The 26,668-nt window shown below is 44.4% G+C and carries 24 protein-coding genes and 1 other annotated feature; of the genes, 3 read left to right on the top strand and 21 right to left on the bottom strand.

Going from position 1 to position 26,668, the window contains the following annotated elements; genetic code table 11:
- Positions 1-57: 57 nt before the first annotated feature.
- Genes BEP19_RS06890 through BEP19_RS06875 form a run of 4 tightly spaced genes read right to left on the bottom strand, consistent with a single transcriptional unit; the run spans position 58 to position 5,150 of the window.
- Entirely contained in the window at positions 58-1,269 is a 1,212-nt protein-coding gene (locus BEP19_RS06890) for a type II secretion system F family protein (RefSeq protein WP_120189117.1), read from the bottom strand.
- A 30-nt stretch (positions 1,270-1,299) separates the two neighbouring features.
- Entirely contained in the window at positions 1,300-2,343 is a 1,044-nt protein-coding gene (locus BEP19_RS06885) for a type IV pilus twitching motility protein PilT (RefSeq protein ID WP_120189116.1), read from the bottom strand.
- Between the two features lie 21 nt (positions 2,344-2,364).
- Entirely contained in the window at positions 2,365-4,017 is a 1,653-nt protein-coding gene (locus BEP19_RS06880; protein WP_120189115.1) for a GspE/PulE family protein, read from the bottom strand.
- Positions 4,018-4,022: 5 nt separating this feature from the next.
- A complete protein-coding gene (locus BEP19_RS06875; RefSeq protein WP_120189114.1) occupies positions 4,023-5,150 on the bottom strand; it encodes a hypothetical protein in 1,128 nt (375 codons plus the stop codon).
- A 91-nt stretch (positions 5,151-5,241) separates the two neighbouring features.
- Between BEP19_RS06875 and BEP19_RS06870 the strand changes: the two genes are divergently transcribed.
- Positions 5,242-5,661, top strand: a complete 420-nt coding sequence (locus tag BEP19_RS06870) for a type IV pilus modification PilV family protein (protein WP_120189113.1) — start codon at positions 5,242-5,244, stop codon at positions 5,659-5,661.
- On the top strand, positions 5,654-6,262 hold the full coding sequence (locus BEP19_RS06865) for a PulJ/GspJ family protein (protein ID WP_120189112.1): 609 nt from the start codon (positions 5,654-5,656) through the stop codon (positions 6,260-6,262). Before BEP19_RS06870 ends, BEP19_RS06865 begins: the two co-directional genes overlap by 8 nt.
- Positions 6,263-6,610: 348 nt before the next feature.
- Here the strand turns inward: BEP19_RS06865 and murC are convergent, their stop codons facing one another.
- The 9 genes from murC to BEP19_RS06820 all read right to left on the bottom strand — a co-directional run bounded on the left by murC (position 6,611) and on the right by BEP19_RS06820 (position 17,045).
- Positions 6,611-7,984 (bottom strand): UDP-N-acetylmuramate--L-alanine ligase, encoded by a 1,374-nt coding sequence (murC, locus tag BEP19_RS06860; RefSeq protein WP_120189111.1) that lies wholly within the window; start codon positions 7,982-7,984, stop codon positions 6,611-6,613.
- Between the two features lie 37 nt (positions 7,985-8,021).
- The gene (locus BEP19_RS06855; protein WP_120189110.1) at positions 8,022-9,344 is read right to left on the bottom strand and encodes a bifunctional folylpolyglutamate synthase/dihydrofolate synthase; all 1,323 of its coding nucleotides are present in this window, start codon (positions 9,342-9,344) and stop codon (positions 8,022-8,024) included.
- 121 nt (positions 9,345-9,465) lie between these two features.
- Positions 9,466-12,099, bottom strand: coding sequence for a valine--tRNA ligase (locus tag BEP19_RS06850; RefSeq protein ID WP_120189954.1), 2,634 nt, complete (start codon positions 12,097-12,099; stop codon positions 9,466-9,468).
- A gap of 97 nt (positions 12,100-12,196) precedes the next feature.
- Positions 12,197-12,424, bottom strand: a binding site (T-box leader).
- A gap of 58 nt (positions 12,425-12,482) precedes the next feature.
- On the bottom strand, positions 12,483-13,148 hold the full coding sequence (locus BEP19_RS06845) for an ABC transporter ATP-binding protein (protein WP_120189953.1): 666 nt from the start codon (positions 13,146-13,148) through the stop codon (positions 12,483-12,485).
- Between the two features lie 4 nt (positions 13,149-13,152).
- Positions 13,153-14,361: an ABC transporter permease gene (locus BEP19_RS06840; RefSeq protein WP_170145294.1), complete on the bottom strand. Its 1,209-nt coding sequence runs from the start codon at positions 14,359-14,361 to the stop codon at positions 13,153-13,155.
- A 202-nt stretch (positions 14,362-14,563) separates the two neighbouring features.
- The gene (locus BEP19_RS06835) at positions 14,564-14,986 is read right to left on the bottom strand and encodes a c-type cytochrome (RefSeq protein WP_120189108.1); all 423 of its coding nucleotides are present in this window, start codon (positions 14,984-14,986) and stop codon (positions 14,564-14,566) included.
- Between the two features lie 12 nt (positions 14,987-14,998).
- A complete protein-coding gene (locus BEP19_RS06830; RefSeq protein ID WP_120189107.1) occupies positions 14,999-15,139 on the bottom strand; it encodes a cbb3-type cytochrome oxidase assembly protein in 141 nt (46 codons plus the stop codon).
- A 23-nt stretch (positions 15,140-15,162) separates the two neighbouring features.
- Positions 15,163-15,654 carry a cbb3-type cytochrome c oxidase subunit II gene (locus BEP19_RS06825; RefSeq protein ID WP_120189106.1) on the bottom strand — a complete coding sequence of 164 codons (492 nt, stop codon included), beginning with the start codon at positions 15,652-15,654 and terminating at the stop codon, positions 15,163-15,165.
- 23 nt (positions 15,655-15,677) lie between these two features.
- Positions 15,678-17,045: a cbb3-type cytochrome c oxidase subunit I gene (locus BEP19_RS06820; RefSeq protein WP_120189105.1), complete on the bottom strand. Its 1,368-nt coding sequence runs from the start codon at positions 17,043-17,045 to the stop codon at positions 15,678-15,680.
- 383 nt (positions 17,046-17,428) lie between these two features.
- Here BEP19_RS06820 and BEP19_RS06815 point away from each other — a divergent pair, with 383 nt between their 5' ends.
- A complete protein-coding gene (locus tag BEP19_RS06815; protein ID WP_120189104.1) occupies positions 17,429-17,608 on the top strand; it encodes a hypothetical protein in 180 nt (59 codons plus the stop codon).
- A gap of 53 nt (positions 17,609-17,661) precedes the next feature.
- On the opposite strand, the gene BEP19_RS06810 is transcribed toward BEP19_RS06815, so the two are convergent.
- The 8 genes from BEP19_RS06810 to hemA form a co-directional block, all read right to left on the bottom strand.
- A complete protein-coding gene (locus tag BEP19_RS06810; protein ID WP_120189103.1) occupies positions 17,662-18,654 on the bottom strand; it encodes an aminoglycoside phosphotransferase/kinase family protein in 993 nt (330 codons plus the stop codon).
- A 6-nt stretch (positions 18,655-18,660) separates the two neighbouring features.
- Positions 18,661-20,163 (bottom strand): LysM peptidoglycan-binding domain-containing protein, encoded by a 1,503-nt coding sequence (locus tag BEP19_RS06805; protein ID WP_120189102.1) that lies wholly within the window; start codon positions 20,161-20,163, stop codon positions 18,661-18,663.
- A 145-nt stretch (positions 20,164-20,308) separates the two neighbouring features.
- On the bottom strand, positions 20,309-21,598 hold the full coding sequence (hemL, locus tag BEP19_RS06800) for a glutamate-1-semialdehyde 2,1-aminomutase (RefSeq protein ID WP_120189101.1): 1,290 nt from the start codon (positions 21,596-21,598) through the stop codon (positions 20,309-20,311).
- 37 nt (positions 21,599-21,635) lie between these two features.
- Positions 21,636-22,607, bottom strand: a complete 972-nt coding sequence (gene hemB, locus BEP19_RS06795) for a porphobilinogen synthase (protein ID WP_120189100.1) — start codon at positions 22,605-22,607, stop codon at positions 21,636-21,638.
- A 2-nt stretch (positions 22,608-22,609) separates the two neighbouring features.
- A complete protein-coding gene (locus tag BEP19_RS06790; RefSeq protein ID WP_120189099.1) occupies positions 22,610-23,416 on the bottom strand; it encodes a uroporphyrinogen-III synthase in 807 nt (268 codons plus the stop codon).
- The gene (gene hemC, locus BEP19_RS06785) at positions 23,413-24,342 is read right to left on the bottom strand and encodes a hydroxymethylbilane synthase (protein ID WP_120189098.1); all 930 of its coding nucleotides are present in this window, start codon (positions 24,340-24,342) and stop codon (positions 23,413-23,415) included. Before hemC ends, BEP19_RS06790 begins: the two co-directional genes overlap by 4 nt.
- Before the next feature lie 64 nt (positions 24,343-24,406).
- Positions 24,407-25,210 (bottom strand): cytochrome C assembly family protein, encoded by an 804-nt coding sequence (locus BEP19_RS06780; protein WP_120189952.1) that lies wholly within the window; start codon positions 25,208-25,210, stop codon positions 24,407-24,409.
- A gap of 35 nt (positions 25,211-25,245) precedes the next feature.
- Positions 25,246-26,631 carry a glutamyl-tRNA reductase gene (gene hemA, locus BEP19_RS06775; RefSeq protein ID WP_120189097.1) on the bottom strand — a complete coding sequence of 462 codons (1,386 nt, stop codon included), beginning with the start codon at positions 26,629-26,631 and terminating at the stop codon, positions 25,246-25,248.
- Positions 26,632-26,668: the final 37 nt, after the last annotated feature.

Here is a 26,668-nt window from a genome sequence, read left to right as displayed (position 1 = left end):
AGAAGAAAATGCTAGAACCTGTTACAATCTTGTTAACAGAGGACGTCTCTCTGTTAATCACGTCATTCCTTCATATAATGCGAACATCGGCAACAACACAGCAAGCACTATAATTCCAACGATGAACGAAACAACAACTAACATGATCGGTTCGATCAACGACCTCATCCGCTCCGCCATTTGGTCCACTTCTTCCTCGTAATAATCCGCTACTTTCCCCATCACTTCATCTAGATTCCCCGTTTGTTCACCGATCGCAATCATTTGCGAGACCATTGGCGGGAAGATTGAATTTTCCCTAAAAGGTTGGGCCAGTGGTTGTCCCTCGCGCAAGTTATCTCGGGCTCGGTTCAATGATTGGGAAATGACTTGATTGCCGACGATGTCGACGAGAATTGCGAGTGTCGGCACAACAGGCACCGCCGCTTGGTAAAGTGTCGAGAATGTGCGACTAAACCGAGCCAGTGAAGATTTTATCAGCAAAGAGCCGACGATCGGCAGCTTCAGTTTAACCCAGTCAATTTGATAGCGCCCTTTTTCGTTTTTTCCATAGAGGAACAAAACAGCCCAAATGAGGACAGGCAAACCGAGCAATAGGAACCAATACAAGCCGACCCATTCACTAACCCCAAGCACAAAACGCGTGATCCAAGGCAACTCGAGTCCCACATTTTGAAATACAGAAACAAACTGGGGCACCACTTTCCACATTAGGAAAAAGCTGACGAGCACAGACAAGATCCCGACAGCAATCGGATAAAACAGCGCCGACTTTATCTTTCCTTTTACATTGTGCTCCTTTTCAAAATAGCCAGCTAGTTTGTCCAGCATGTCATCTAAGCTCCCGCTCGTTTCGCCTGCGCGAGCCATGCTGACAAAGATGACAGGAAACACTTTACGCTGCTGCTGGCAAGCCACTGACAATGATGAGCCAGACCGCACATCCTCCAGCACGATTTCAAGCGCCTTTTTCAACACTTTACTGTCCGTCTGCTGAACGAGAATTTGTAACGCTTCGGCAATCCCGACCCCTGCTCGCAGCAACGTAGCAAATTGACGGCAAAACACGACAAAGTCTCTTTGCTTGACACCTGGCGTTAAAATCTCAATGTCTTTCGTCAAGATCGTTTGCTTCCGTTCATTCAAGTGTGTGATTAGCATACCCTGTTGCTTTAAGTTCCGAAATGCTTCCCGTTTATCGCGGGCTTCGATCTTCCCTTGTATTCTCTTTTGTTGAGCATTGTAGCCCGAATACGTAAACTCTAGCATACGGCGCTCCTCCTTCCCTCATTAACCCAATTAATCAAATCGTCCGAGCAAACTTGGACAAATTTCATAAGCGGCTGCCGAGTTAATCATTCCTTGATTAACGAGTCGCGTAAGCGATTGTTCCATCGTCACCATTCCAAGTTGTGAGCCCGTCTCCATCATCGATTTAATCTGGTGCGCTTTTTCTTGCCTGATCAAATTTGCAATCGCGGTTGAATTGACCATCACCTCAAAAGCTGCGGTTCTACCACTTCCATCAAGTAGCGGAATCAACCGTTGAGCCAACACGCCAAGTAAATTACTCGATAATTGTAAACGGACTTGCTGTTGTTGACCTGTCGGAAAGGCATCAATGATTCGATCGATCGTCTGCGGCGCGTTCGTAGTATGAAGTGTCGCCAACACTAAGTGACCTGTTTCCGCAGCGCTGATTGCCGTGCTGATCGTTTCCAAGTCGCGCATTTCACCTACGAGAATAACATCAGGATCTTGACGCAATGCAGAGCGTAGACCGCTAGCAAATGAAGCTGTATCACTCCCGACCTCTCGTTGATCCACAAGGCCTGTTTTGTGTCGATGCAGATACTCAATTGGATCTTCCAACGTGATGATATGTTTAGCGTAGGTTCGATTAATATGGTCCACCATCGCCGCTAAAGTGGTTGATTTTCCGCTGCCCGTTGGCCCCGTAACTAAAAACAGCCCTTGTTGTCGTTCACAAATCTGACGAACTAAAGAGGGCAAACCAAGTCTGTCCATATCCGGTATTTCATGTGGAATCGTTCGAATCGCTAAACTTAAACTGCCGCGTTGCTTATAAATGTTGACACGAAAACGAGAAATCCCTGGCAAACCGAAAGAAAAGTCAATTTCTCCGTTCGCTTCTAATTGGCGCGTCTGTTCATCTGTCAATAATTGTTGAGCGGCGCGTGTCGTGTCATTTCCTTCACAGATTGTCGTCGACGCTGGAACGAGTTGTCCATGCAACCGAAAAACGGGGGCAGCTCCAGTCGTCATATGTAAATCAGACGCTCCCTTTTGCTTTGCTTTTTTTAATAATTCAATAATATCCATCCTGATCACTCCCACCATCGATTAGTCGATCGTTACTCTGACCACTTCTTCCAACGTCGTCAACCCCTGCGCCACTTTATGCAATCCATCCATAAACATCGGTGTAAAACCATGCTCAACCGCATGCGTTTTGTAATCTGTTTCTGCCTGACCTTGATTAATCAACCGTTTCAACTGATCATCCACAGGTAAAACTTCTTGAATCGCGATGCGGCCTCGGAATCCGCTCGTATGACAGTTCACGCACCCTTTTCCGACTTTTACCTTTTCAACATCCATCCCATATCTGGCAAACAACGCGGAATCTTCCGCTGTTATTTCAACCGATTCTTGGCAATGGGCGCAGATTTGACGCACTAACCGCTGACCGATCACCCCACGCAATGAAGAGGATACTAAAAACGGTTCGATTCCCATATCGACCAAGCGACTGATCGCGCTCGTCGCGTTATTCGTATGTAATGTGCTTAATACTAAATGGCCCGTTAACGCCGCCCGAATCGCCATCTCCGCCGTTTCCTTGTCTCGAATCTCTCCGATCATGACGATGTTTGGATCTTGCCGCAAAATGGAACGCAGTCCGTTGGCAAACGTCAAGCCAGCCGACGGATTGACCTGCACCTGGTTAATGCCCGCCAGTTGGTATTCAACAGGATCCTCGACCGTAATAATGTTAACGTCATCGTTATTCAATTGATTGAGCGCCGAGTAGAGGGTTGTTGTCTTACCGCTCCCCGTCGGCCCTGTAATTAAAATCAACCCGTAAGGAGCTGAAATTAACGTTTCAAAAAGGGCGAGATTGTGTTCCGAAAAAGCCAGTTGTCGAATACTTCGATGAGCGTTTAACATATCCAAAATTCTTAACACCGTTTTTTCGCCGTGAATCGTCGGTAAGGTAGATATTCGGATATCAATTTGCTTGGCGCCGATCATCATTTCAAAACGACCATCTTGCGGCAATCTTCGTTCCGCAATATTGAGGTTTGCCAGAATTTTGAGTCGAGAAGTCATTAATCCTAGCATCGAAATGGGGTATTCCCGCTCCGTTCGTAACATGCCATCCACCCGAAACCGAACTTTCACGCGACTTTCTTGAGGGTCCAAGTGGACATCACTGGCCTCTAAATCGACCGCTTGCGCGATAATTTCATTGATCAGCCGCACAACAGGGGCGTTATCATCGGCCGCTTCATTTTGCAGCGTTTCCTCCGTCATTCCAACGATTGCGTCCATCATCGACTGTTGACCACTATAGTGCTTGTTAATCGCCCGATTCAACTCATCCCGCATTGCAATCACAGGAGATACGGGATACCCCGTGTTTAGCCGAATTTCATCGATCGCATAGTAATCTAGTGGATCCGACATCGCAACTACCATTTTGCCTTCCTGAATACGCAGAGGCAGCACATGATATTTTTTTGCAAGCTGTTCATCAATTAAGTGAATCGTCTGATCATCTAGTCTTTGCCGATGTAACTGCACATGCGGAATCCCTAATTGGAATTCTAGCAGTTCTATCTTTTGTTGCTCGGTAATATAGCCTCTAGTAATCAGCAAATCGCCGAGTTTGATCCCCGACTCCTTTTGCTCTGCTAACGCTTGTTGCAACTGTTGGTCGGTAATCAAACCATATTCGACGAGTAGATCGCCTAATCTTTTTCTTTGGTTCAAGTTTATCACTTCCTTTGTGAGCTAAATTCGACTTGTGTGTCGTCACCAGGGATATCTTTGTAGAAGTCCCCACTTTCTCTTTTGCCAGTTCCCTTGTGTTTTCCGTCAAGATATTCTTTTCTCACTTCGTAGAACCCGTTAAATCTAGAATTTCCTACACCATAGGCAAAAAAGGAGCCGTTCACAAGTACATTGTTAATATTCAAGGTTACACTATTTTCGTTATTTAAATTACCGTTTATAATAAGCATACCTCTAAAATTCCAATTAACATCTTTATTCAGCGTGAGAAGACTATGTTCATGATATTTATTTTGCGGCTTATCAGTATTATAGAGGAGAACATCCTGACCATTTTTAACTTGGGTTACGTAAATTATAAAAACTTTGTCCTTCGCAGTGGAAAAGTTCAAATTTGTCGACGTACTAATGCGATCGTCCAAACTAAGTTTAAACGTAAATTGACTTTTGTCCTTTCGAACCAGCGCCTTGTTCATTGCCTCCTCTAACCCTTTAAACGTCTTAATATCGTTTGTATCTCCATAATCAAATTTAGTAGGTTTAAATTGCTGAATTCTATTTTCCCTTTCGGCATCGCTTAACCTTTTAAAGTTGTTACTGTCTCCCTCTAAAGAGCCAATAGGAAAATTCGATCCGCCTATCGTCTCCAAATCAATCACATATTCCAATTCTTTCTTAACGTAAAAACGTTCACCCTCATCTTTTTCTTCATTCGGATTCAACTCCCCAGCAATAACAGTCATCGTCACCTTATATTTTACATTTGATGTAGGTTTGTATTTAAAAGAATATAAAAGCGTATCACCGTCTGGCAATTCAATATTAGTTACTTTTTCAGACCTTCTCGGATAATTTTCAAAATAATCTTTGGCGTGCTGAATTGGATCGAGTGAGGGGTTTTCCGGCGTTGAATATGCTTCCAAATAAGCAATAAAAGTATCCATCGCTCCATATAAATACTGAGTCACTTTCTTTTCATATTCAGCCTTATTCGTCGCTAATGTTTGCGTACTTACCATTTTTAGTAATACGGGGGAAAAGATACCGAGCGCCATCAACAGCATCAACACATAAACAAGGGCTGACCCACGATCATTAAGTAATTTCTTCATAAAAACACACCCTTTTTTTCCTGGTGATTGCTATAATTGATTTAATAGAAACGACTCTGTCTAACTCCATTATAAATGAGGTTGCTATTAGATGAACATCAAAAATAATCAAAAAGGCCTAACTTTGATTGAAACATTGGCGGCAACTGCTATTTTAAGTCTCGTTGTCCTCATGTTTGCTAACCTCTCTGGATATACACTGCTCGCTGATCAAAAAGACGATCAACAATATAGGGCTTTGCAACTAGCTGAAAAGACGATTAATGAAATACGAAAGGAAGCTGCGGAAGAACCACCTTATAGCAGCGAAAAACTTCAGACAGAATTTCTAAATAATTTTAATAAAGAATCAGGCGCCTTTTCGATTCGAGCGACACACACTGATGGAGTGGCTCCCTCTAAACATTCTATATCACTAGCTACCGTGATCTTAGCAAAAAAAGAAACTGGTGGGGGATATATACCTGAAGACATCTTCGTAACCGTAAGCTGGGGTGATCAGGATGAATAATGAAAAAGGACTGACCCTTATTGAAATCATGGCTGCGCTGTTCATTAGTACAATCGTGCTAGGGGTTGCTTTCATGGCCTTTTCCGCAATTAATTTAGATTGGAATACGACCACTCAAAAATATAATGATGATGCTCAGATTCGAACAACACTGAATACGGTGTCGGAAATACTGGCTGATAGTAATCAGGTTTATTATGTGGAAAATGACTATTCAAACGAGCTTAGAATGTGGAATGGGGCGAGCAAAAATTATAAAGTTCTCTATTATGATGCGGGGAAAAGAAATTTAACCTTATGTGAGCGATCCGAAGGTTTTCACGAAGACGACTTGTCGCCATGTATTAGCGGGATCGAACTAATGGAACCTGAAAGCGTGGTTGATAATCCGAAGTATATGACATTGACAGATGAAGCCAATGGTAAAGGAGAAAAAGATGATATAGCCATCCCAAGTGGCTCTGGGATTGAACAAGGTGAGCTCATCATTGCCCACTTCTACTTTTATCGGACAAAATACAATGTTCATGCTCAAGCGGATAAGACGGCAGCTCCGACTGATACAATTCGAGTAAAGCTGCTAAAGGATCGTTTAAACTAAAAATAGGATAAGGTGTTCCCCTTTCACAGTACGATGAATTTTTAACCCAACTCATTTGGGCGCAATCTGTAAAGGTCGAAAGTGCCTTTACAGTTAAACGATCAACCGGCAGCACTATAGAGAGGTCAAAACTCCCTTTACAGCGAAAATAAAAGAGATAACACGAGATATTCGCTCTGTAACGGTCAAATCTCCCTCTGCAGCGTTCATATTCATTCAATCCATGCTGCAAGGGTCAATTATCCCTTTAGAGACCCTTTCGACATCGCTAAACCGCCTGACCAACCAACAAAAACAGGTGAGAAAACTCTCACCTGCTCCCACCTTCTATTCATCATTTTTCTTTCATCATTTCCCTTGTAAATGATCACGCAACCGAATTGCCACTTGCCAAATGTCGCCCGCTCCCATCGTTAACACGATGTCGCCCGCTTGACTAATTTTGCTCAAGTGGTCAAACACGTCGTCTTTGCTCGGCATGTAGACAGCCTGTTCATTCGAGTTTTGCTTGATCAAATCAACTAGCTTTTCCGACGTAACATCCATTCTTGTATCGTTAGCTGGGGAGTAGATGTCCGTTATAATTACTTGATCCGCTCCCGCAAACGCGCGACTAAAATCATCTAACAAGAAAAATGTGCGCGTGTATCGTTGCGGTTGAAACACAGCTATAATCCGACGGTTCGTGGATTTAGCCGCTTGAATTGTCGCTACAATTTCAGTCGGATGATGGGCGTAATCATCCACGATCAAAACATCTCGTTCCTCACCAATCACTTCGAAACGACGCTTTGCTCCTCGAAAAAGCTGGATTACCTCAGCAATGTCGGCAAAAGGAATGCCCGCTTGCAGACAGACGATGATTGTCGCCAACGCATTTTGGATGTTATGCCTTCCTGGCACAGAGAGTTTGATGTCTCCTAAAACTTGATTCCCCTGTCTTACTTTGAATGTGATCGTTCGATCGCCATACACGATGTCTTCCGCGGTAAAGTCGGCCCGTTCATCCAATCCATAAGTGATCACATCACTGCTGATTTGTGGGATGAGCTCGCGAATATATTCATCATCGGCGCAAACAATCGCTTTTCCGTCCTCTTTTATATGGGATAAAAACTGGCAATACGCCTGTTTCAAATTTTCAAAATCACCGTCGTAATTTTCCAAATGGTCAGGACCGATGTTGGTGACGACAGCAAGTTGCGGGTGGTATTTCAAAAAGGAGCCATCGCTTTCATCCGCTTCCGCAACAACATACGGGCTATCGCCCGCCCGCGCATTACTGCCAATATCTAAAATTTCGCCGCCGATAATATAGGTTGGGTCCGCCCCCGCCTTTTCCATCACAAGCGAGATCATAGAGGAGGTTGTCGTTTTTCCGTGCGCGCCCGACACAGCGATTCCTGAGCGCTCATTTAGAATACGAGCTAACATATCTGAACGGTGGATCAGCGGAATATTCCGCTTTTTCGCTTCCCTTAATTCTACATTGTCTTTTGGAATATCAGTGGAATAGACGACGATGTCCGCCCCTGACACATTCTCAGCTTTATGTCCAATATACACTTGGGCCCCGCGTTCAAGCAGCTTATCCGTTAGCTCCTTGCGGGCCATATCAGAGCCGCTAACTTTGTGTCCCATATCGACTAAAACCCTAGCAATCGCGCTCATCCCGTAACCGCCTATTCCGATAAAATGAACATGCTCGGTTGTAGTTGTCACTAGAGTATCACCATCCTTCTCCTGTCAATCAGAGCTTTTAAAGAAACATTTTTAATAACGCAGCGCGTATTTTTGAAATCAAATATAATGATCCTGTCGCAAGGAAGACAGACTGTCCATCGTTCTGTGACCGCAACCAAACATCCAACGCTTCGCGCCAATCCAAAATCGTATGGACTGATAGCTTAGGGTTCGTTACTCGAAACAACGTCTCGATCTCCACGGGATCCGCCGCCCGCGAATGTTCGATATCCGTGATATAAACCTCATCACATAGTGGAGCTAATCGCTCAATCATACCTTTTACATCTTTATCCCGCAAGGCGGAAAAAAGAACTATTATTTTGTTCTGCGCGAATCTTTCTTGCAACGCGTCACGCAACGCTTCAACGCCTCCGATGTTGTGCGCCCCGTCTAAAATGATGTGCGGGTTATTATGTAATATCTCGAGTCTGCCTGGCCAACGCGCATTCGCAAGCCCTTGCTTCAATTGCTCCAATTCGAAATGAACCGCAAAATATTGTCGCAACACTTCCAAGACCATCACCGCTAAAGCAGCATTGTCCGCCTGATGTTTACCGATCATGCCAATCTGTAAATCGCTATAGTTTCGAAACGGTCCCTTAAATTCAAATTTCTCGATTAATTCCGAAAAATCCGTCGTCGTACGCTCAAATGTAAACTCCTCGCCAAGTTGGTACAAGGGAGCTTTTTTTGCGCTGGCGACATTTTGTAATACCGTTAACGCCTTAGGATCGGTCTCAGCGGTAATGACAGGGAAGCCGTTTTTGATGATCCCCGCTTTTTCAGCGGCAATCGCTTCTTTCGTCGAACCGAGAATATCGGTATGATCAAGCCCAATGTTTGTAATCACCGAAACGAGCGGAGTGACAACGTTCGTCGAATCCAATCGTCCCCCTAAGCCTGTTTCCCATAGCACAAAATCCGGATAGCTTTTCGTTGCAAAATATAATAAAGCAAGGATCGTTGTCACTTCAAATTCGGTTGGACTTCCCCATTCAGACTGCTCCAGTTCCTCCACAAGCGGTTTTACCTGCTGAACGAGTTCAACAAACACTTCATCAGAAATGGATTCGCCATTCACTTGAATCCGACTTGTGAATGTATCGATTGCGGGTGAAGTAAACACGCCCACTTGATAGCCAGCCACTTTTAACACACCGTTTAAATATTGTAAGGTCGACCCTTTTCCATTCGTGCCCGCCAAGTGAATGAACTTCAAGCGGCGTTGCGGGTTGCCTAATCGATCCAACATCCAGTTCATCCGTTCCAACCCGGGTTTAATGCCAAACTTTTGCAATTCTTCCATCCAGTTCAAAGCTTGTTCAAATGAACGCATTCCGCTTATCCCTCATCTCTAGCCTCATCTTTTTTCAGTATATGTGTCGCTGCTTAAACCAATGACAGAGGGAGCTCACTCCCACTGTCAGATAAGTTTAAGTCCTATTCAACTAAACCAATTAGCTTTTTAATTCTTCAATCCTTGCTTTCACTCGCGCTAATTTTTCTTCATAGTCGCGCCCTTTGGCGCGCTCTTCTTCAATGACCTTTTCAGGCGCTTTTGCGATAAAGCCTTCGTTATTCAGTTTTTTAGCGACGCGCTCAACTTCCTTTTCCAAGTTTTGAGCTTCTTTATCCAAGCGAGCGATCTCTTTGTCAATGTCGATTAAACCCGCAAGCGGCAAGTAGATTTCCGCCCCAGTTACGACAGCGGATACGACCTTTTCAGGCACATTGGGTTCGAGCGCTAATTCAAACTGTTCTGGATTACAGAAACGGTGAAGATAGTCCACGCCTTGTTGCAGCAATTCTAGTGATTCCTGATTGGTCGGTTTGATAATCAACTCGATCTTTCTGCTCATTGGCACATTCATTTCAGCTCGAATATTTCGAACGCTGCGAATGACGTCCATCAATAAAGACATTTGTTTTAAAGATTCGGGATAATGATGTTGTTTATCTTCTTCAGGCCAAGCTGCAACCGTAATACTCTTTCCGTCATGCGGCAAGTGTTGCCAAATCTCTTCTGTAATGAACGGCATGAACGGATGCAACAGACGCAGCGTCTGGTCTAAGGTGTGACACAACACTGATTGAGTCGTCTTTTTCTTCGCTGTGTCCTCTCCGTATAAATGCAACTTACCCATCTCAATATACCAGTCGCATAGATCATCCCAAATAAAGTTATACAAGGAGCGCCCCGCTTCTCCAAACTCGTATTGGTCAAGCAAACGTGTCACATCTGAAATTGTTTCATTTAGACGCGTTAAAATCCATTTGTCTGTCATTCCTAACGGACCTCTTAAATCGATCTGGTCAACGGTGAAACCTTCTAAATTCATCAAGGCAAAGCGAGATGCGTTCCAAATTTTGTTGGCAAAGTTTCTCGCCCCCTCCACACGCTCCCAACGGAAACGCTGGTCATGACCTGGCGTGTTCCCCGTAGCTAGCATGTATCTCATCGCATCGGCTCCATAACGCTCGATCACATCCATTGGATCAACGCCATTACCTAACGACTTAGACATCTTATTACCGTCTGAATCACGCACAAGTCCGGTGATCAACACATGTTTAAACGGATTTTCGTCCGTAAATTCAAGCCCTGTAAAAATCATGCGCGCCACCCAGAAGAATATAATATCATATCCTGTTATTAATACATCTGTCGGATAAAAATGTTTCAAATCTTCCGTTTGTTCGGGCCAGCCTAATGTAGAGAATGGCCATAAGGCAGAGCTGAACCACGTATCCAACACGTCATTATCTTGTTCTAATTTTTCGCTGCCGCACTTTGGACATTTGTGGATATCGGTTGAAGAAACCGTCATCTCTCCACATTCTTCACAATACCAAGCAGGGATGCGATGGCCCCACCAAAGTTGACGAGAAATACACCAATCGCGAATATTTTCAATCCAATGTAGGTACGTTCGTTCAAATCGATCCGGCACAAATTGAACTTTATCTTCACCTTTTTGTTGTTCGATCGCCGCTTCCGCTAATGGCCCCATCTTGACGAACCATTGCGTGGATAAGTACGGCTCGACAACCGCGCCGCTGCGTTCACTGTGACCGACTTGGTGAACGTGCTCTTCAATCTGGAAGCAGACGCCTTGTTCTTGTAAGTCTTTGACGATTTGTTTGCGGCATTCAAAACGGTCCATTCCTTGATAAGGTCCCGCGTTTTCATTCATTGTTCCGCTTTCATCCATCACCAAAATGCGTTCCAAATCATGTCGGTTGCCAATTTCAAAGTCATTCGGGTCATGGGCTGGCGTAATTTTAACCGCTCCGCTTCCGAACTCTTGATCGACATAATCATCGGCAACGATCGTGATTTCGCGTCCGACAATCGGCAATTTCACCTTTTTGCCAATCAACGACTGATAACGTTCATCGTTCGGATGCACCGCTACTGCCGTATCCCCAAGCATCGTTTCTGGACGCGTTGTCGCCACCTCGATATGACCGCTGCCATCAACTAACGGATAGCGTAGGTGGTAAAGCGCGCCTGTTACTTCTTTATACTCTACTTCGATATCAGATAGGGCCGTCTTTGTTTGCGGGTCCCAATTAATAATATACTTACCTCGATAAATCAGACCTTTCTCATATAACCGAACAAAAACTTCGCGCACGGCGTTCGACAAACCTTCATCTAACGTAAAACGTTCGTGGGAATAATCGAGCGATAGTCCCATTTTGGACCATTGCTGACGAATAATATCGGCGTACTTGTCCTTCCACTCCCATACTTTCTCCACAAACTTTTCTCGTCCAAGATCGTAACGGGATAAGCCCTCTTCCTTTAGCATCCCTTCAACGCGCGCTTGCGTCGCAATCCCCGCATGGTCCATTCCTGGCAACCATAAAGCGTCATAACCTTGCATCCGCTTCATTCGAATCAAAATATCTTGAATCGTATTATTCAGGGCATGTCCAATATGTAAATTCCCTGTCACATTCGGCGGCGGAATGACAATCGTATACGGTGTTTTTTCCGAGTTTCTCTCCGCTTTGAAGAACTCTCCTTCCGACCAATAAGGATACCATTTTTGTTCCGCTGCTTTCGGATCATATTGAGTGGGCATTTCTTTCGTTTCTTTATTCGACACAACGACTTCCTCCTACCTATAATAACTATCCAATCATCACAAACTATTTTTAAAAAACAAAAAACTCCCCCATCCAAAGGACGAAGAAGTTCGCGGTACCACCTTTGTTAATATAGCGTGATCAAAAATAACGCCATACTCACTTAAGCCCGATAACGGACGGGTTCCGTTTCCTCCTACTTCACTTCAGAAGAAAAGCTCACGGGCTACCTTCACCAGCTACCTCCCCAGGAATCTTCCAGCCACGGATTCCATTCTCTAGCGGGTTTCACTGCTTACTCCTCCCATTCAAAGCCTCTTGCTATCAAACTGTTCCTATTTTAACAAATTACTATCATAATAGACAAGAGGAAAGGCTTTTAAACAACACGACCGTCCCGAATTTGAATCGTACGCGAGGCATAGGCGGTCAATTGTTGGTCGTGAGTAACCATCAAGATCGTTTTTCCTAGCTGATTCATCGTTTTAAATACGTCCATCATCACTTTCGCATTCTCGTCATCGAGGGCCCCTGTCGGTTCATCCGCTAAAATGATTTCAGGTTCATTCATAAGCGCCCGCGCCATTGCGACACGGCGTTGTTCCCCGCCGCTCAATTGATAGGGCAGTCGATCTGTTTTATCCGCCAAACCAACTTTTGCAAGCAATTCCGCGCCCCGCGTTAAATCCGCTGAACCCGCGTAACGACCAGACAACGTTTTGGGCAAAACGACATTTTCCACGGCGGTCAATGTCGGGATTAAGCTCGGGAACTGGAAAATAAATCCACACCTCTCAGACCGAATCGCAGTCCGCGCACGATCTGAAAGATCCGTCACATCTTGTCCCGCAAACCACATTTTCCCTTCTGATGGACGATCGAGGAGTCCGACGAGCGCCAGAAAAGTGGATTTTCCGCTTCCTGATGGGCCGACGATTGAAACAAATTCTCCCGTTTTAATTTCCAAATCGATTTCATGCAAAGCCTGAACAGTATGTTCACGACTCAACCGGTAACTTTTCATCACTTGTTTCAAACGAATCATCAAACTATTCCCCCTCTCTAATCGCCTCGTAAGGTTCTAATTTCAATGCGCTTCGGATCGGAATCATGACAGCAAACAGCGAAATGAGGACCGTTAAAGCGGTCACGCTAAGTCCGATGAGGACGCCTGAACCCCACCTTGGGAATAAAAGCGGTAATTGCATCACTTGCATAATAAAAATGCGATTGTCGTACAAAATAGCTCCCGCTGTCAAAGAACCGATACTCGCTCCCATAAAGGCGGCAAGCCCCGCTTCAAACAACAGTAACCGGTAGACAGTAAACCGCGTCGCTCCCATCGCCCGCAACATCCCGATTTCCTTGCGACGTTCGCTAATCAACGCCGTGAACATCGTCATGACTTGCAAAGAAGACATAATCAGGACCATCGCAATCATCACATAACTTAACAATTTAACAGGAAATATTTGTGTTTTAATCGTTTCCTGCAACCCTTTTCCCTGGGCCACATCCACCCCAAGATTCATTCGCTCGATTTTCCCTTGCACAAACGTCTCTAAACCAGGTCTTACTTTTAACAAAATAACTGAAATCTGAGAATCGGGAAATTCAAGTCCTGATCCCTTTTTGCCATTCAGTTCCCGAGCTGCGTCGATCGTCATAAAGATCGTGTGATCCGTGCCCATTCCAGTCGGAAACATGACCCCTTTGACTAAGAAGTCCTTCCCAAACAACGTCACCCACTCATCGACATAGCGATTGTCATAATGATAGATAAAGTTTTTTCCGCCGGCTTCTGAACCGATTAAAATCTCATACATGCCAAGTTCTTTATCCCGGGCCATCCAATGCTTTAATGTAAAGTCGGTCTTGGGATCGAACGCAACAATCGGAAAATCCCCCTCTGTGCGACAGCAAATCGTCGAAACGGTCTCCAGATAGAGTTGCGTTGTGATTTGCTCTACTTCTGGAATTTCACTGATTTGCTCCGCTACTTCATCGGGCATATAAAAAGGTGTCGCTGTCCCCGAAAGAATCAGATCACCCGCTTGCGAACCATAGCCTGCCGGCACAACGAGTAAGTCAGCGCCCATACGGCTTGAACTCGCTTCAACACTGCGTTCCATGGAGTGAATGAAAAAATAACTAGAAAATAAAATAAATGCGGTTAAACCCGCGCTCCCGGCAAGTAGCGCGGTTCTGGATATTTTCCTTCTGAGGTTTCTCCAAGCAATGATCACCTGCTGTTTCAACGTCATTCACCACCGTTCCTCGCTTTTCTCTTGTTTGCCTAAAGGTCTTTTCGATTGAGCGTATAGAGTGTAATTGTAATCGTCCAAACTATCATGATCGTCCATAAAATTGTATGAATAATTTGTACCTTACTTAACATTGGGTACACCCCGCCTCTTTAATAGAAATGGACAAGAGGGGAGCAATTGTCCCCTCTTGGCGCTATTCCAGTGTTTTTAAATACTCAATCATCGAGCCCATTTGATCCTCAGACCAATCCGCCCCTAATGCCGGCATCGTATTACGACCGTTTCTCATTACATTTTCAAATTCTTCTTCCCCGAGTTGACCGATTGTACCGATTAAACTTGGTCCAAGCCCACCGCTTAGGTCTGCTCCATGACAAGCTAAACATGATCCCGCTAAGCCTTTTCCCGCCTCAACGCTCACACCAGCCGCCAGCGTTTCCCGCTCATCTAATGGTGTCGCTCCTAACGCATAAGCTACAGCCCAGATGCCAAGAAAGGTATAAACAAAGACAAGAAACTTTGGAATCCGACCATGTCCTTGCTTCATCCCGTTGACAACATCGACATGTTCTTGCTCCTGCTTAGCTTTATCGTTATGCCGCTGATTGTTTTCCATCTCCTAACCCCCTTATTCGTCATCCAACATCCGATATTTAATCCCTTCCACATCTTCAAACTGACCGCCTTTTTTGGCCGCAACGTACATTAAAATAGCGGATAAAGAAAAAGTAGCCATGATCGTAATTAACAAGATTGTGCTTATTGACATTCCTTTCGCCTCCTCACAATTCTTTATTGAGCTGGCTTCAGGCTCATTAAGTATGCGACTAAATCATTCAGATCAGTTTCGCTTAAATAATCATAGCTAGGCATAATCGAGCCATCCACTACTTTCTGCGGGTCCTTCAGATGCTCCAGATTCCACTCCGCGCTTGTTCTTGCCCCAACCCACATTAAATCTGGCCCGGTTCGGTTTGATCCCCACAAGTGCGGTGAATCGTTCTGATAGTCCGCAGGTACAGTTACAGGTCCAATATTCATTGCCAAGTCGGCTTTAACAGGTCTCACAACTTGCGTGTGACACGTGTTACAACCTTCCCGAATGTAAATCTCTCTGCCCGATGCTTCCGCTGATCCATCTGCGTAGGCTCTCGCCTCTGAGTTTTTATTCGTAGCCATCATTTCATCGTCATAGAACGGTAAAATAATCGTGGCGAACGTTCCCATCATGAACAACACAAGCGCCGCGATAAAAATACCTAACGCACTTTTCTCCATATCCATTTTGGTGAAATCCCTCCCTGTTCTTAAGCTGAGACTAATTCAGATTTATCAACTTCGTAATGTCTCCCCGCTTTTAACGTCATGAAGATATTCCAAGCAAAGAAGAATTGAGCAACGATCATCAGTGTGCCGCCCACAGCTCGAACCGCTACGAACGGTCTCGTCATATTCACCGTTTCCATAAACGGCAGTCCGTCCATCCAGGCAAATCCTTGCATCACACCAGCAATCCACATACTAAACGCGAACACAAGAAACCCGACTACCGAGAGATAGTAATGCCAATTTTGAGCTACCTTGCTATAGATCTCTTTTCCGCTGATTCGCGGCACAGCAAAGTAAATCATAATAAAGCCGATGAACGAAAATGCTCCGAATGGGGCCATATGAGCGTGCCCTGGCACCCAATGCGTATATTTAATAACGGCGCTTACAGACATTAGTGCTTGGAAAGGTCCTTGCAAACAAGCCATTAAGTAAAATATCATTGCGGTCATTAAAAATTTTAAATTGACGTTATCTCGAACTTGATGCCATTGACCTTTCATCGTGCCAATGACGTTCGCCAATACGGTCCAAACCGGAATAATTAATAAGATCGATGGGATAATTCCCGCTTTCTGTAACCAAAAAGGAATTGGGCTGTTAACAAGATGATGCGGGCCATTCCAAACATAGAACGTACCGATCGTCCAGAAACCAATCAATGATAATTTATGACTATAGATTGGCTTCCCTGTTAATTTTGGCAGAAGATAATACATCGTTCCGATTCCAACTGTTGTAAACCAAAGCCCTAATACGTTATGTCCATAAAACCAGTTCATGTTTGCTTGAATCGCTCCTCCAACGAGCGGAGCAGGCACATTACCGACAATCCAAACGCCCGGCAACCAAATCAATGAACCGACAAAATACCAAATACTCACATATAACTGTTGCTCTTTTCGATTCTTAATTGTCATAAAGACATTCACAGCAACGAGAATAGCTAAAACTGCGACAAGGATATCTAACCATAATGGAAGTTCCGCGTATTCAACACCCGTGGAATATCCTGTTGCTAAGATGACTACCCCCGCAGTAATCCCCAAATTCCATAACACACAAGTGAAATTCCCCAGTTTTTCACTCCAAAGCTTTGTGCGTAACAATTTAGGCACGATATAAAACATACAGCCGACGTTTACCATCGAAAGCCAAGCTAATAAGACTCCGTTTGTATGAATCGGACGAACCCGCCCGTAAGTTAAATATTCAGATCCCCCCATAAATTCAGGCCACACTTGTTTAAAAGCGACCACTAGTCCCGCAAGCATGGAAATAAGCAACCATCCAATTGCGGTATACCAGAAATTTTTGGCTGCGCTATGTTCTGCATTACTTAACATAACAATAAAACCTCCCCATTTTTAATGAACCCTACCCCATTTTTCATTTTGCTTTGCTCACTACCCCGAACACATCCCCCCAACCGTTTAATACTATTACAAAGGTGTTAATGTTTAGAATGCTCAGTATTTCACAAACTCTTATTATCTATAATAAGGTAAAATTAGTGTTAATCAATACATTAATTGTGACAAAAATGTGATACTCACTCCATTGGTGAAAAAGCGCAAATAAAAAGGATAGGAAAACGATAAATGGGTCGTTTTTTCCTATCCTAGCCGAAGTCACAGGGCTTCTTTCTATTGATTGAAAGCACCCATAGGTGTTCGCCTTCATATAGTAAAAAATATAAGGAGTACGCTGAAAGGACGGGTGATGGTCAATGAAACGTTATAAATACCATCCCACTTATATGAAAATTAAGGCGGGCATCCAACAAATCATTTTGCCATTAGGTATCTTTCAACTCATTCGCACGCTATTTTTTCCCACGTCTTTTGATGTCGTGTTGTTCTTGATTATTTCCTTTATCTATATCGGAATCGAGTTGGATTGGTTTTAAAACACACCAAACAGGGGAGATGCATCATTCGCTCTCCCCTGTTTTCTGATCCGCTAAGCAGACGCGCTTTTTTGTTGATCGATAAACCGACCAAAAAAGGTAGTCAGCTCATCCCAGTGGTTTTGTTTTTGTAAGTCTTCTAACAACTTTTCACCTTTAATTTCACAAAGACCATCATTTTTTAAGTACTCGTCAAAATGAACCCACACATCCCAAGGAATCGCAAACTGAGTAAGAATGTAGATAAGTTCATGTTCTGTCAAGTTTCGTTTACGCATGTAACCATCCAAAAAAGCGATCACAGATTGCAAATTCCAATCGCTTTTTTCATATATTTCACGTATGAGAAAAGCTGAATCTTGATGCATCGCGGACAGCGGACGATTGATTCCGCCATGAATCATCCAACCGCGTTGATCCCATTTAATTTGCTCCAAGTTAAACCAACAAAAAGATAACGGAAAATAGGAAGTGTGTTCTTGCGTCCCTTCCCATAGCTGACGCGCCCTTCTGAAGCGTTGATACAGTAAGGGTAAATTAGCGTAAATCAATTCATCGATCAGTGTTGGTTCCGACTTTTGCTCAATAATCTCCATCACATTTTTAATCAACGTGCTTCCGTTGGTAAAATAGTCTTCATTCAACTTGGCGTGACATTCTGTCGTCACTTTTTGATCGATGCGGTCCAACGCGGAGTGAAAATGCGCAAAAAGCTCGCCCGCCAACTTACACTCGTCTTCGCGTTGGAGATCGATCTGTCTTCCTTGTGGAAAAACAGATAAAGCAAAATAATGACCACGATAATGAACATACTTCTTTTTATTTTGGTTAACTAAAAACCGCTGGGCTCTACGCCCGTCTTGCCTTGTTAATTCCTCGCGCCACATATTGGACCAACGCAATAATTGCGCATTATCCCAGATACTGACTAACCTTTTTCCTCTATTCGTATCAACTACATAACCGTTCTCCGCCGCGTGGGCTTGAATCACTTTTAATCGATAACTTGCAAGCAGTCTTTTTAGTTGATTCAACGTGACTTTCAATGATGGTCACCCCTTTACGGGAATATACAACAACTGACCCGCTGTCACCTGATTACGAGCCGTCCCGTTTGATCGTAAGATGGCATCAACAGTCAACTCATATCTTTCAGCAATTTCATCAATCGTTTCATCTTTTTGAATGATACATATTTTTACTCTTGTAAATTGCTCCGCGTCGTCTTCCATGAAATTCCCAAGGTAAGTTGCGTCACGATCTTTTTCATCTAATTCGGCAGCTTCATCCTTCTCGCGCGACTCATTCACATCAGGAGCCGCTTCCTCTGTTGCGACTGGCGCTCGATTTGCAAAGAAGCTAGAGATGGAGGAAATCGGCTCTTCTTGTTGTTCCGTCTGTCGTTTATTCGTAATCGCGATCCGCACATCTTGCTCGGCTGGTTCTTCTTGAACGGTTTCATCACGCTCTTGCGCCTCATGATCCGCTAGATGGGGAATCGGAATCACATTGTTTTGCGTTGATTCCTCACGTTCCTCAGCTTCATCGTCCCGCGCGTCAACGACCTCTTCCGTTTCTTCTTCGCGAGGCAATTCCGAATCCTGGGAAGCTTGAGTTGATTCCACTTCAAAGTCAGGCTCACGATCCAATCGCTGTTCAGTTGGCTCTACCTCAGCCTCTGGCTCATCGTTCAATTGGATCGGCTCACGCGATTCAGTCGACTCCCTTGAATCGATGCTTTGGATCACCTGCTCGCTCGGCTCATTTGTCTGCGATCTTTCTTCGGGTTCGCTTGTGGCCGATTCAAGTTCCGATTCTCTAAATTCGGATTGCGCAATCGGTTCTGGTAGTTCCGAATCTTTCAGCTCGGGTTGCTTCAAACGTTCTGGGACTTCTATTTGTCCAGACGACTCCTCCTGCTCATGGCTTCGATTTTGGTCTTGATGATCTTGTTTGCTTGAAGCTTGTTCCTCAAAAACTTGAAACGGTTCTAAAGAGGAATCTTTTAAATCAGGAGTGAGCTGTCCCGCTGTATAAATGAATTCATATTGCTCTTGCGGCGCTGGCTTATTTTCCATTGGTTCCTCCTCATCAACTAAACCGCCGATAATCAAACTTGCGGTAACTTCGATTTGATAGGGAGTTTTAATATCATAGTCAAATGAACTTACATACGTATAAATTTCATTTACATTTTTCACTTTTGTCCGCGGTAAGGTAATTTGGATCGGTATTTGATGGTTCAAACGGTCGTTTTTTGCTAAAGGAGAAAACGGACCTCGATCCGTCGCTAACGGCTCAAATAATACGGACTCCTCAAAACTGTCCGGCAAGTCATCTGTCGGTTGTAGTTTACCGGCATCTTGATTGCCCCTATAATTTCCATACACAATGAGACTACCTGTTATTTCAATACTGTCCCCGTATTCCTTACTCTCGATTTGTTGAACTAATTCGAGATCCTCTATCTCTTCAATCGGGATTTGCTCATCCGTTAAATGTAAGACTTCTTTCAAATCAATTTGGTATGTTCCTTGCCCATTTTTATGCATCATGTATAGTCCTCCTTCCCCATATTACCTTCTCCTAAAATATATTGGCCTCCCCGCATGGTTAGAACTAAAAAGCGACTTTCATCTAATCGAAAGGGCAGAAAAAAACAAAAAGGACAAGGGTTTATCCCTCGTCCTTCTTATCTGTTTATAAATTTTTAAGCGCGATTCGATTCGCCTGAATCGTAAATTCAATATCTTCATCGGAGTGTTCCGTTGATAAAAACATCCCTTCAAATTGGGATGGCGGAATCGATACGCCCGCTTCAACCATGTTTCTAAAGTATTTGGCAAATCGGTCCAAATCACTTGCCTTAGCCCCATCATAGTTATGAACGGGTTGATCCGTGAAAAACAGACAGACCATCGAACCGACTCGATTGATCGTAAATGGAATCCCCGCTTCTCGACAGTTCGCGGCAATCCCTTCTTCTAAACGCTTTGCCTTGTGCTCCAGCTCCTCATAAACACCTGGTTTACCTAACTCTTTCAACGTCGTATATCCCGCCGTCATCGCCAACGGATTCCCCGATAGCGTGCCCGCTTGATAAACAGGTCCCGACGGAGCGATTTGCTCCATAATTTCTCTCTTTCCGCCATACGCTCCAACCGGTAGCCCGCCGCCAATCACTTTTCCTAATGTGGTTAGGTCTGGCGTCACGCCGAATCTACCTTGGGCGCAATGGTAATCAACACGGAAACCAGTCATGACTTCATCAAAGATCAATACTGTTCCATGCTGCTCTGTGACCTCCCGCAACCCTTCTAAAAATCCAGGCAGCGGCGGAACAACCCCCATATTCCCAGCAACCGGCTCAACAATGACAGCGGCCAAATCCGAACCATATCGTTCAAAGGCAAGTTTGACACTCTCTAAGTCATTGTATGGCACGGTAATCGTATTACTTGCGACATCGCTTGGAACACCTGGGCTGTCAGGCAAAGCGAGTGTAGCAACGCCAGAACCCGCCTTGATCAACAAACTATCCGCGTGACCATGATAACATCCTTCAAATTTCAAGATTTTATTTCGTTTCGTGTAGCCGCGCGCAAGACGCAAAGCGCTCATCGTCGCCTCTGTACCCGAATTAACCATCCGAACCATTTCAACAGCAGGGAGCAGTTCAGTCACCAATTTGGCCATTTCAGTTTCCAGCTCCGTCGGCGCTCCATAGCTCATTCCTTTTTCCGCGCTTGCCTGGATCGCTTGAACAACAGTCGGATGAGCATGTCCAAGAATGAGCGGTCCCCAGGATAAAACATAGTCTATGTATTCATTGCCGTCGACATCGATCACTCTTGATCCTTTGCCCGATTCAATATAAAGCGGAGACATTCCAACCGAACGGAAAGCGCGCACAGGGCTGTTTACACCTCCCGGCATATACTTTTGCGCTTCCTCAAAGTATGCGCGGGATTTCTCATGATTTTTACTCATAACAATACCCTCCTTTGGTTTCGTTCCATTACTCGAATTATCGTTCCTGCAACCACCTAGCCACATCTTTTGCAAAATACGTCAAAATCAAATCAGCGCCCGCTCGTTTAAAACCGATCAGTAATTCAAGGACGACTTGCTTTTCATCAATCCACCCATTCGCCGCGCCTGCTTTGATCATCGAATACTCACCGCTCACATTGTAAGCAACAAGCGGCAATTCAAAATGATCGCGAATGTCGCGAATGATATCCATATAAGCCATAGCCGGTTTAACCATTAAGAAATCCGCGCCTTCTTCCACATCAGACAGCGATTCACGGATCGCCTCCCTGCGATTGGCTGGGTCCATTTGGTATGTTTTTCGGTCGCCAAACTGTGGAGTAGAATGCGCCGCATCTCGAAACGGACCGTAAAAAGAAGATGCGTATTTGACCGAATAGGACATAATCGGGGTCTGCTCATAACCCGCTTCATCCAATCCTTGGCGAATCGCGGCAACAAAACCATCCATCATATTGGATGGGGCAATAATGTCCGCTCCCGCTTGCGCTTGAGCAATCGCCGTTTTCACCAACAATTCCAGACTCGGATCATTGTCAATAACGCCATCTTTAATTATGCCGCAATGGCCGTGATCTGTATATTGACACAAACAAGTGTCAGCAATTACAACAAGTTCCGGTGCCCACTCCTTAATCTTAGCGATCGCCTGTTGAACAATACCTGTCTCAGCATAAGCTTGAGTTCCTTGTTCATCCTTCTCTTCAGGAACGCCAAACACCATAATAGACTCGATTCCGAGCGCGCTAATTTCTTGTAATTCTTCTTGCAAACGATCCAACGAAAAATGAAAAACGCCTGGCATCGAAGGAATCTCAACCTTTTTGTCCGTTCCTTCCACGATAAAAAGAGGGTAGATAAAATCACTGGCTAGCAGATGCGTCTCACGAACAAGGCTTCGCATAGCCCCGCTCGCGCGCAATCTGCGGTGTCTGTTAAAGCGCATCCTTAATTTACCTCCTGTCCTTCGTAAAGATCGCAAATCACTTCGATCAAACCGTCGATCGTATAGCGTTTGGCAACCGTATCGACTTGCAATCCCTGTTCTTTCGCCGTCGTCTCTGTCACAGGTCCGATACAAGCGATTTTTACATCTTTCAAAAGTTGATCCAGCGGTTCTTCGCTCATCAAATGAAGAAAATTGAGCACCGTTGAGGAACTCGTAAACGTAATCAAATCGACCCGACCCGCTTTCAATTGTTTGAGCACGGTTTCTTTTCCTTTCGATGATAGCGCGTTTTCGTAAGTAATGGCTTCTGTTACATCGACTCCCCAAGAGCGAAGACCGTCTGGCAAATCCGCTTTGGCCATATTCCCCCGCGGTAACAACACCTGCTGACCAGCCGCTAAAATTGGTCTTAACGTTTTGAGCAACCCTGACGCTTGATAATCGTCGGCGACCAGCTCGGTTGTTTTACCATGTTTGGTAATCGCTTCCGCTGTTTTTGGTCCAACCGCTCCAATTTTGGCCTCAATTTCTCGAAAAGAACGACCACTCTCTGCCATTTTTTCCGCAAAAAAGTTTACTCCATTAACACTTGTAAAAACAATCCAATCAAAGCGAGCCAATTCTTGAATTGCCTGTTGTAAGGCGGTCGAATCCGACGCCGGTTTCAATTCAATTAATGGAAATTCAATGACGGTTGACCCAAGTTCTTCAAGCCGCGCGACAAGATCACTCGCCTGACTCCTCGCTCTCGTAACGACCGCCATTCGACCGGCTAACGTTTGTTTATCCTGTTCACGCTCGGTCATTCTTGACTCTCCTCACGCACTTGCTCTAAGATCTCAGCAGCCCCTTGATCAATTAAGGCTTGGCCGAGGGCGGTCCCCAACTGTTCCGGATCGGTTCCTTGCATACGCTCTTTGAGCACAGTCTTTCCGTCTGGAGAGGCAACCAATCCGGTAATCGTTATCTCCTGATTATTTTCCGTTATGGCGTAGGCGCCGATTGGAACTTGGCAACCACCTTCTAATGTTCTCAAGAACGCCCGTTCCGCCTGAACCGAAATCGATGTTTGACGATGATTCAATCGAGCCAACAGATCCAACACCTCTTGATCGCTTTCCCTGCACTCGATTCCTAACGCTCCCTGACCGACTGCGGGCAAACTGATTTCAACAGGAATATATTGGGCAATATCCCCGTCCCACTCTAAGCGCTCTAAGCCTGCCGCCGCTAAAATAATCGCATCATAATCTTCTTCTTCCAATTTCCGTAGACGGGTTCCAACATTTCCGCGAATCCACTTAATTTTTAAATCAGGACGAAAAGCTAAGATTTGGGCCCCTCTTCTCAAACTGCTCGTGCCAACGATCGCCCCGGCAGCTAATTCGTCTAACGTTTTTCCTTCTTTGCTGATCAATACATCGCGAACATCGACCCGCTCAGGAACACAGCCGATCGTTAAGCCTGCTGGCAACGAAGACGGCATATCTTTCATGCTGTGGACGGCCAAGTCAATTTCTTGATCGATCATCGCTTGCTCAATTTCTTTTACAAAGAGTCCCTTCCCGCCTACTTTGGAAAGCGTCACATCTAAGATCCGATCTCCTTTTGTTACGATCTTTTTCATCTCAAATTCATACGGGAGCCCTAATGACTTTAATTGACTGATCACCCATTTTGTTTGGGTGACCGCCAATTCGCTTTGCCTCGTGCCGATGATAATTTTCCTCATGCCTGACAACCCTCCACTTTTAAAAATCAATTCCGTCTTAGTGTTACCTGTCGCCTAAAAAAGTCTATCTTAGCCATTGATGGAAAGATGAAAGCGACCCGGAAATAAAAAAGTTCAGCAATACAAACACAAATGCGAGCACGTTCATCATCGCTAGCTTTTTTCCTTGCCAACCATAATTCACGCGACGATATAAATAAACGCTATATGCCACAACAACCAAAATAGAAAAGAATACCTTCGGATCCAACCAGATTGTCTGTCCCACGATATGAGCCCACAGACCACCCAATATAAGGGATAAAAAAAGTAAGGGGACACCGATCATCGTTAATCGATACGCATATATATCTAACAACCCAAGACTTGGCATCTTCCTTAACAACGGGGTCCACCGCTTTTCTTTTAACAGTTTGACCTGAATCATATACATGACAGAAAGGATAAAGGCAAAGGACAGCGCGGCGTAACTGAGTAACGCCAAACTGATATGAATAAATAACAATTCAGAGATCAACTGCTGCGAAAGTGCCGGTGTTGCTGTCGGATTCGTAAATACCGTAACAGACATGACGCTGAAACCAAGCACATTTGTAAAGAAGATAAGGAGATCCATCCGAAAAAAATGATTGATTACTAACGATAAGGTTACTAAGATCCAAGAATAAAAAAAGAGCGTCTCAAACAAAGTTAAAACGGGAAAATAGTCTTTAGAAATAAACTGAAGGACAAAGAATATGGATTGAAAGACCCATACAATCGCAAGCAACCAGAAGGCCATTTTATTGACCTTCTGGTTGCTTTGTAGAAAATCTGAAAAATACATTAGTACACTTATCGCGTAAAGATAGATGGTAACATCATACATCCAACTTTCAATGTTCACCAACGTAACTCCCTTCTTTAGGAGCGCGCAGCTGCCTCACTAACATAGAAAGTCGGCAAACGCATTTCATTAGACCCTTGTTGAATTTCTTCTTGTTCTATTCTCTTTTGTTCGATCATTTTTTTATGCTCTTGTTCCGCTAATTCATCTTCTAAAGCAAAGATTTTTGTAAACAAATCTAATGCCTCGTCACCTTGCGCCGCCATTTCTTTCATCCGAATCAGCGGATCATGCAACATCTGATTGACAATCACTCTAGAGTACTTACGAATCAAGCGCAACTCTCTTTCTGAGAGATGCGGTAATTTATTTTCCACATTGCGGATCGCTTCTTCATGGAAACGCAGTGATTTTTCACGCAACGCCGTAATCAATGGCACAACACCGAGCGTGTTTAACCACGCCTTAAAAGCAACGATCTCTTCATCGATCATCATTTCAATCTTTGTCGCCTCGCGCGCTCGTTCTTCCATATTTGCCTGAACAATGCCTTCAAGGTCATCAATGTCGTACAAAAACACATTTTCAAGTTCATCCATGGCGGGATCAAGATCCCTCGGCACCGCAATATCAATCATAAATAAGGGACGATGTGTCCTTTGTCTACTAATCGCTTGGATATCTTGTTTTGTGACGACATAGCCTTCCGCCCCAGTTGAGCTAATTACAATGTCCGCTTCAATCAAAGCCGAACTTAACTGCTCAAATGTGCAAGCTTCTCCCCGAAATTGATCCGCCACCGTTTGCGCTCTTTCTAATGTTCGATTTACAACGATAACTTTTTTTACACCGTTCGCGTGAAGATGTTTTCCGGTCAGTTCGCCCATCTTTCCCGCCCCAAGAATCACAACCGTCTTTTTATCAAAATATCCAAAAATCTTCTTGCCGAGTTCAACCGCTGCATAGCTAACCGAAACCGCATTTTTGCCAATGTCCGTTTCGGAATGGGCTCTCCTCGCAACCATGATGGCTTGTTTGAATAAATTATTAAAAACCGTACCTGTCGCTTTCATCTCTTGACTCAGAATAAAGGCGTTGCGAACCTGTCCAAGGATTTGTGTTTCCCCCAAGACCATTGAATCCAACCCGCAGATCACTCTAAACAGATGATCAACGGCATCGTCATTTTCCTTAATATATAGAAAATCTCTAAATTGTTCGCGGTCAATCGAAAACCAATCAGCTAAAAAACCCCTCATATAGTGCCTGCCGGTATGAAGTTGATCGACAACCGCATAAATTTCCGTCCGATTGCAAGTTCCTACGATCACACATTCTTGGACACTTCTTGTTGAACGCAACATCTGAATAGCCTGTTGCTTCTGTTCCTCCTTAAATGCGAATCGTTCGCGAATTTCCACCGGGGCCGTCTTGTAATTCAATCCAATCACGAGGATGTGCACTCAAACCACCCCATTTTTTATTAATCGTATTTTTTAG

This window comes from Ammoniphilus oxalaticus (assembly GCF_003609605.1).
GTDB lineage: Bacteria > Bacillota > Bacilli > Aneurinibacillales > RAOX-1 > Ammoniphilus > Ammoniphilus oxalaticus.
Note: the sequence above shows the minus strand (reverse complement) of the source record. Positions and strands in the feature narration are given on the sequence as shown.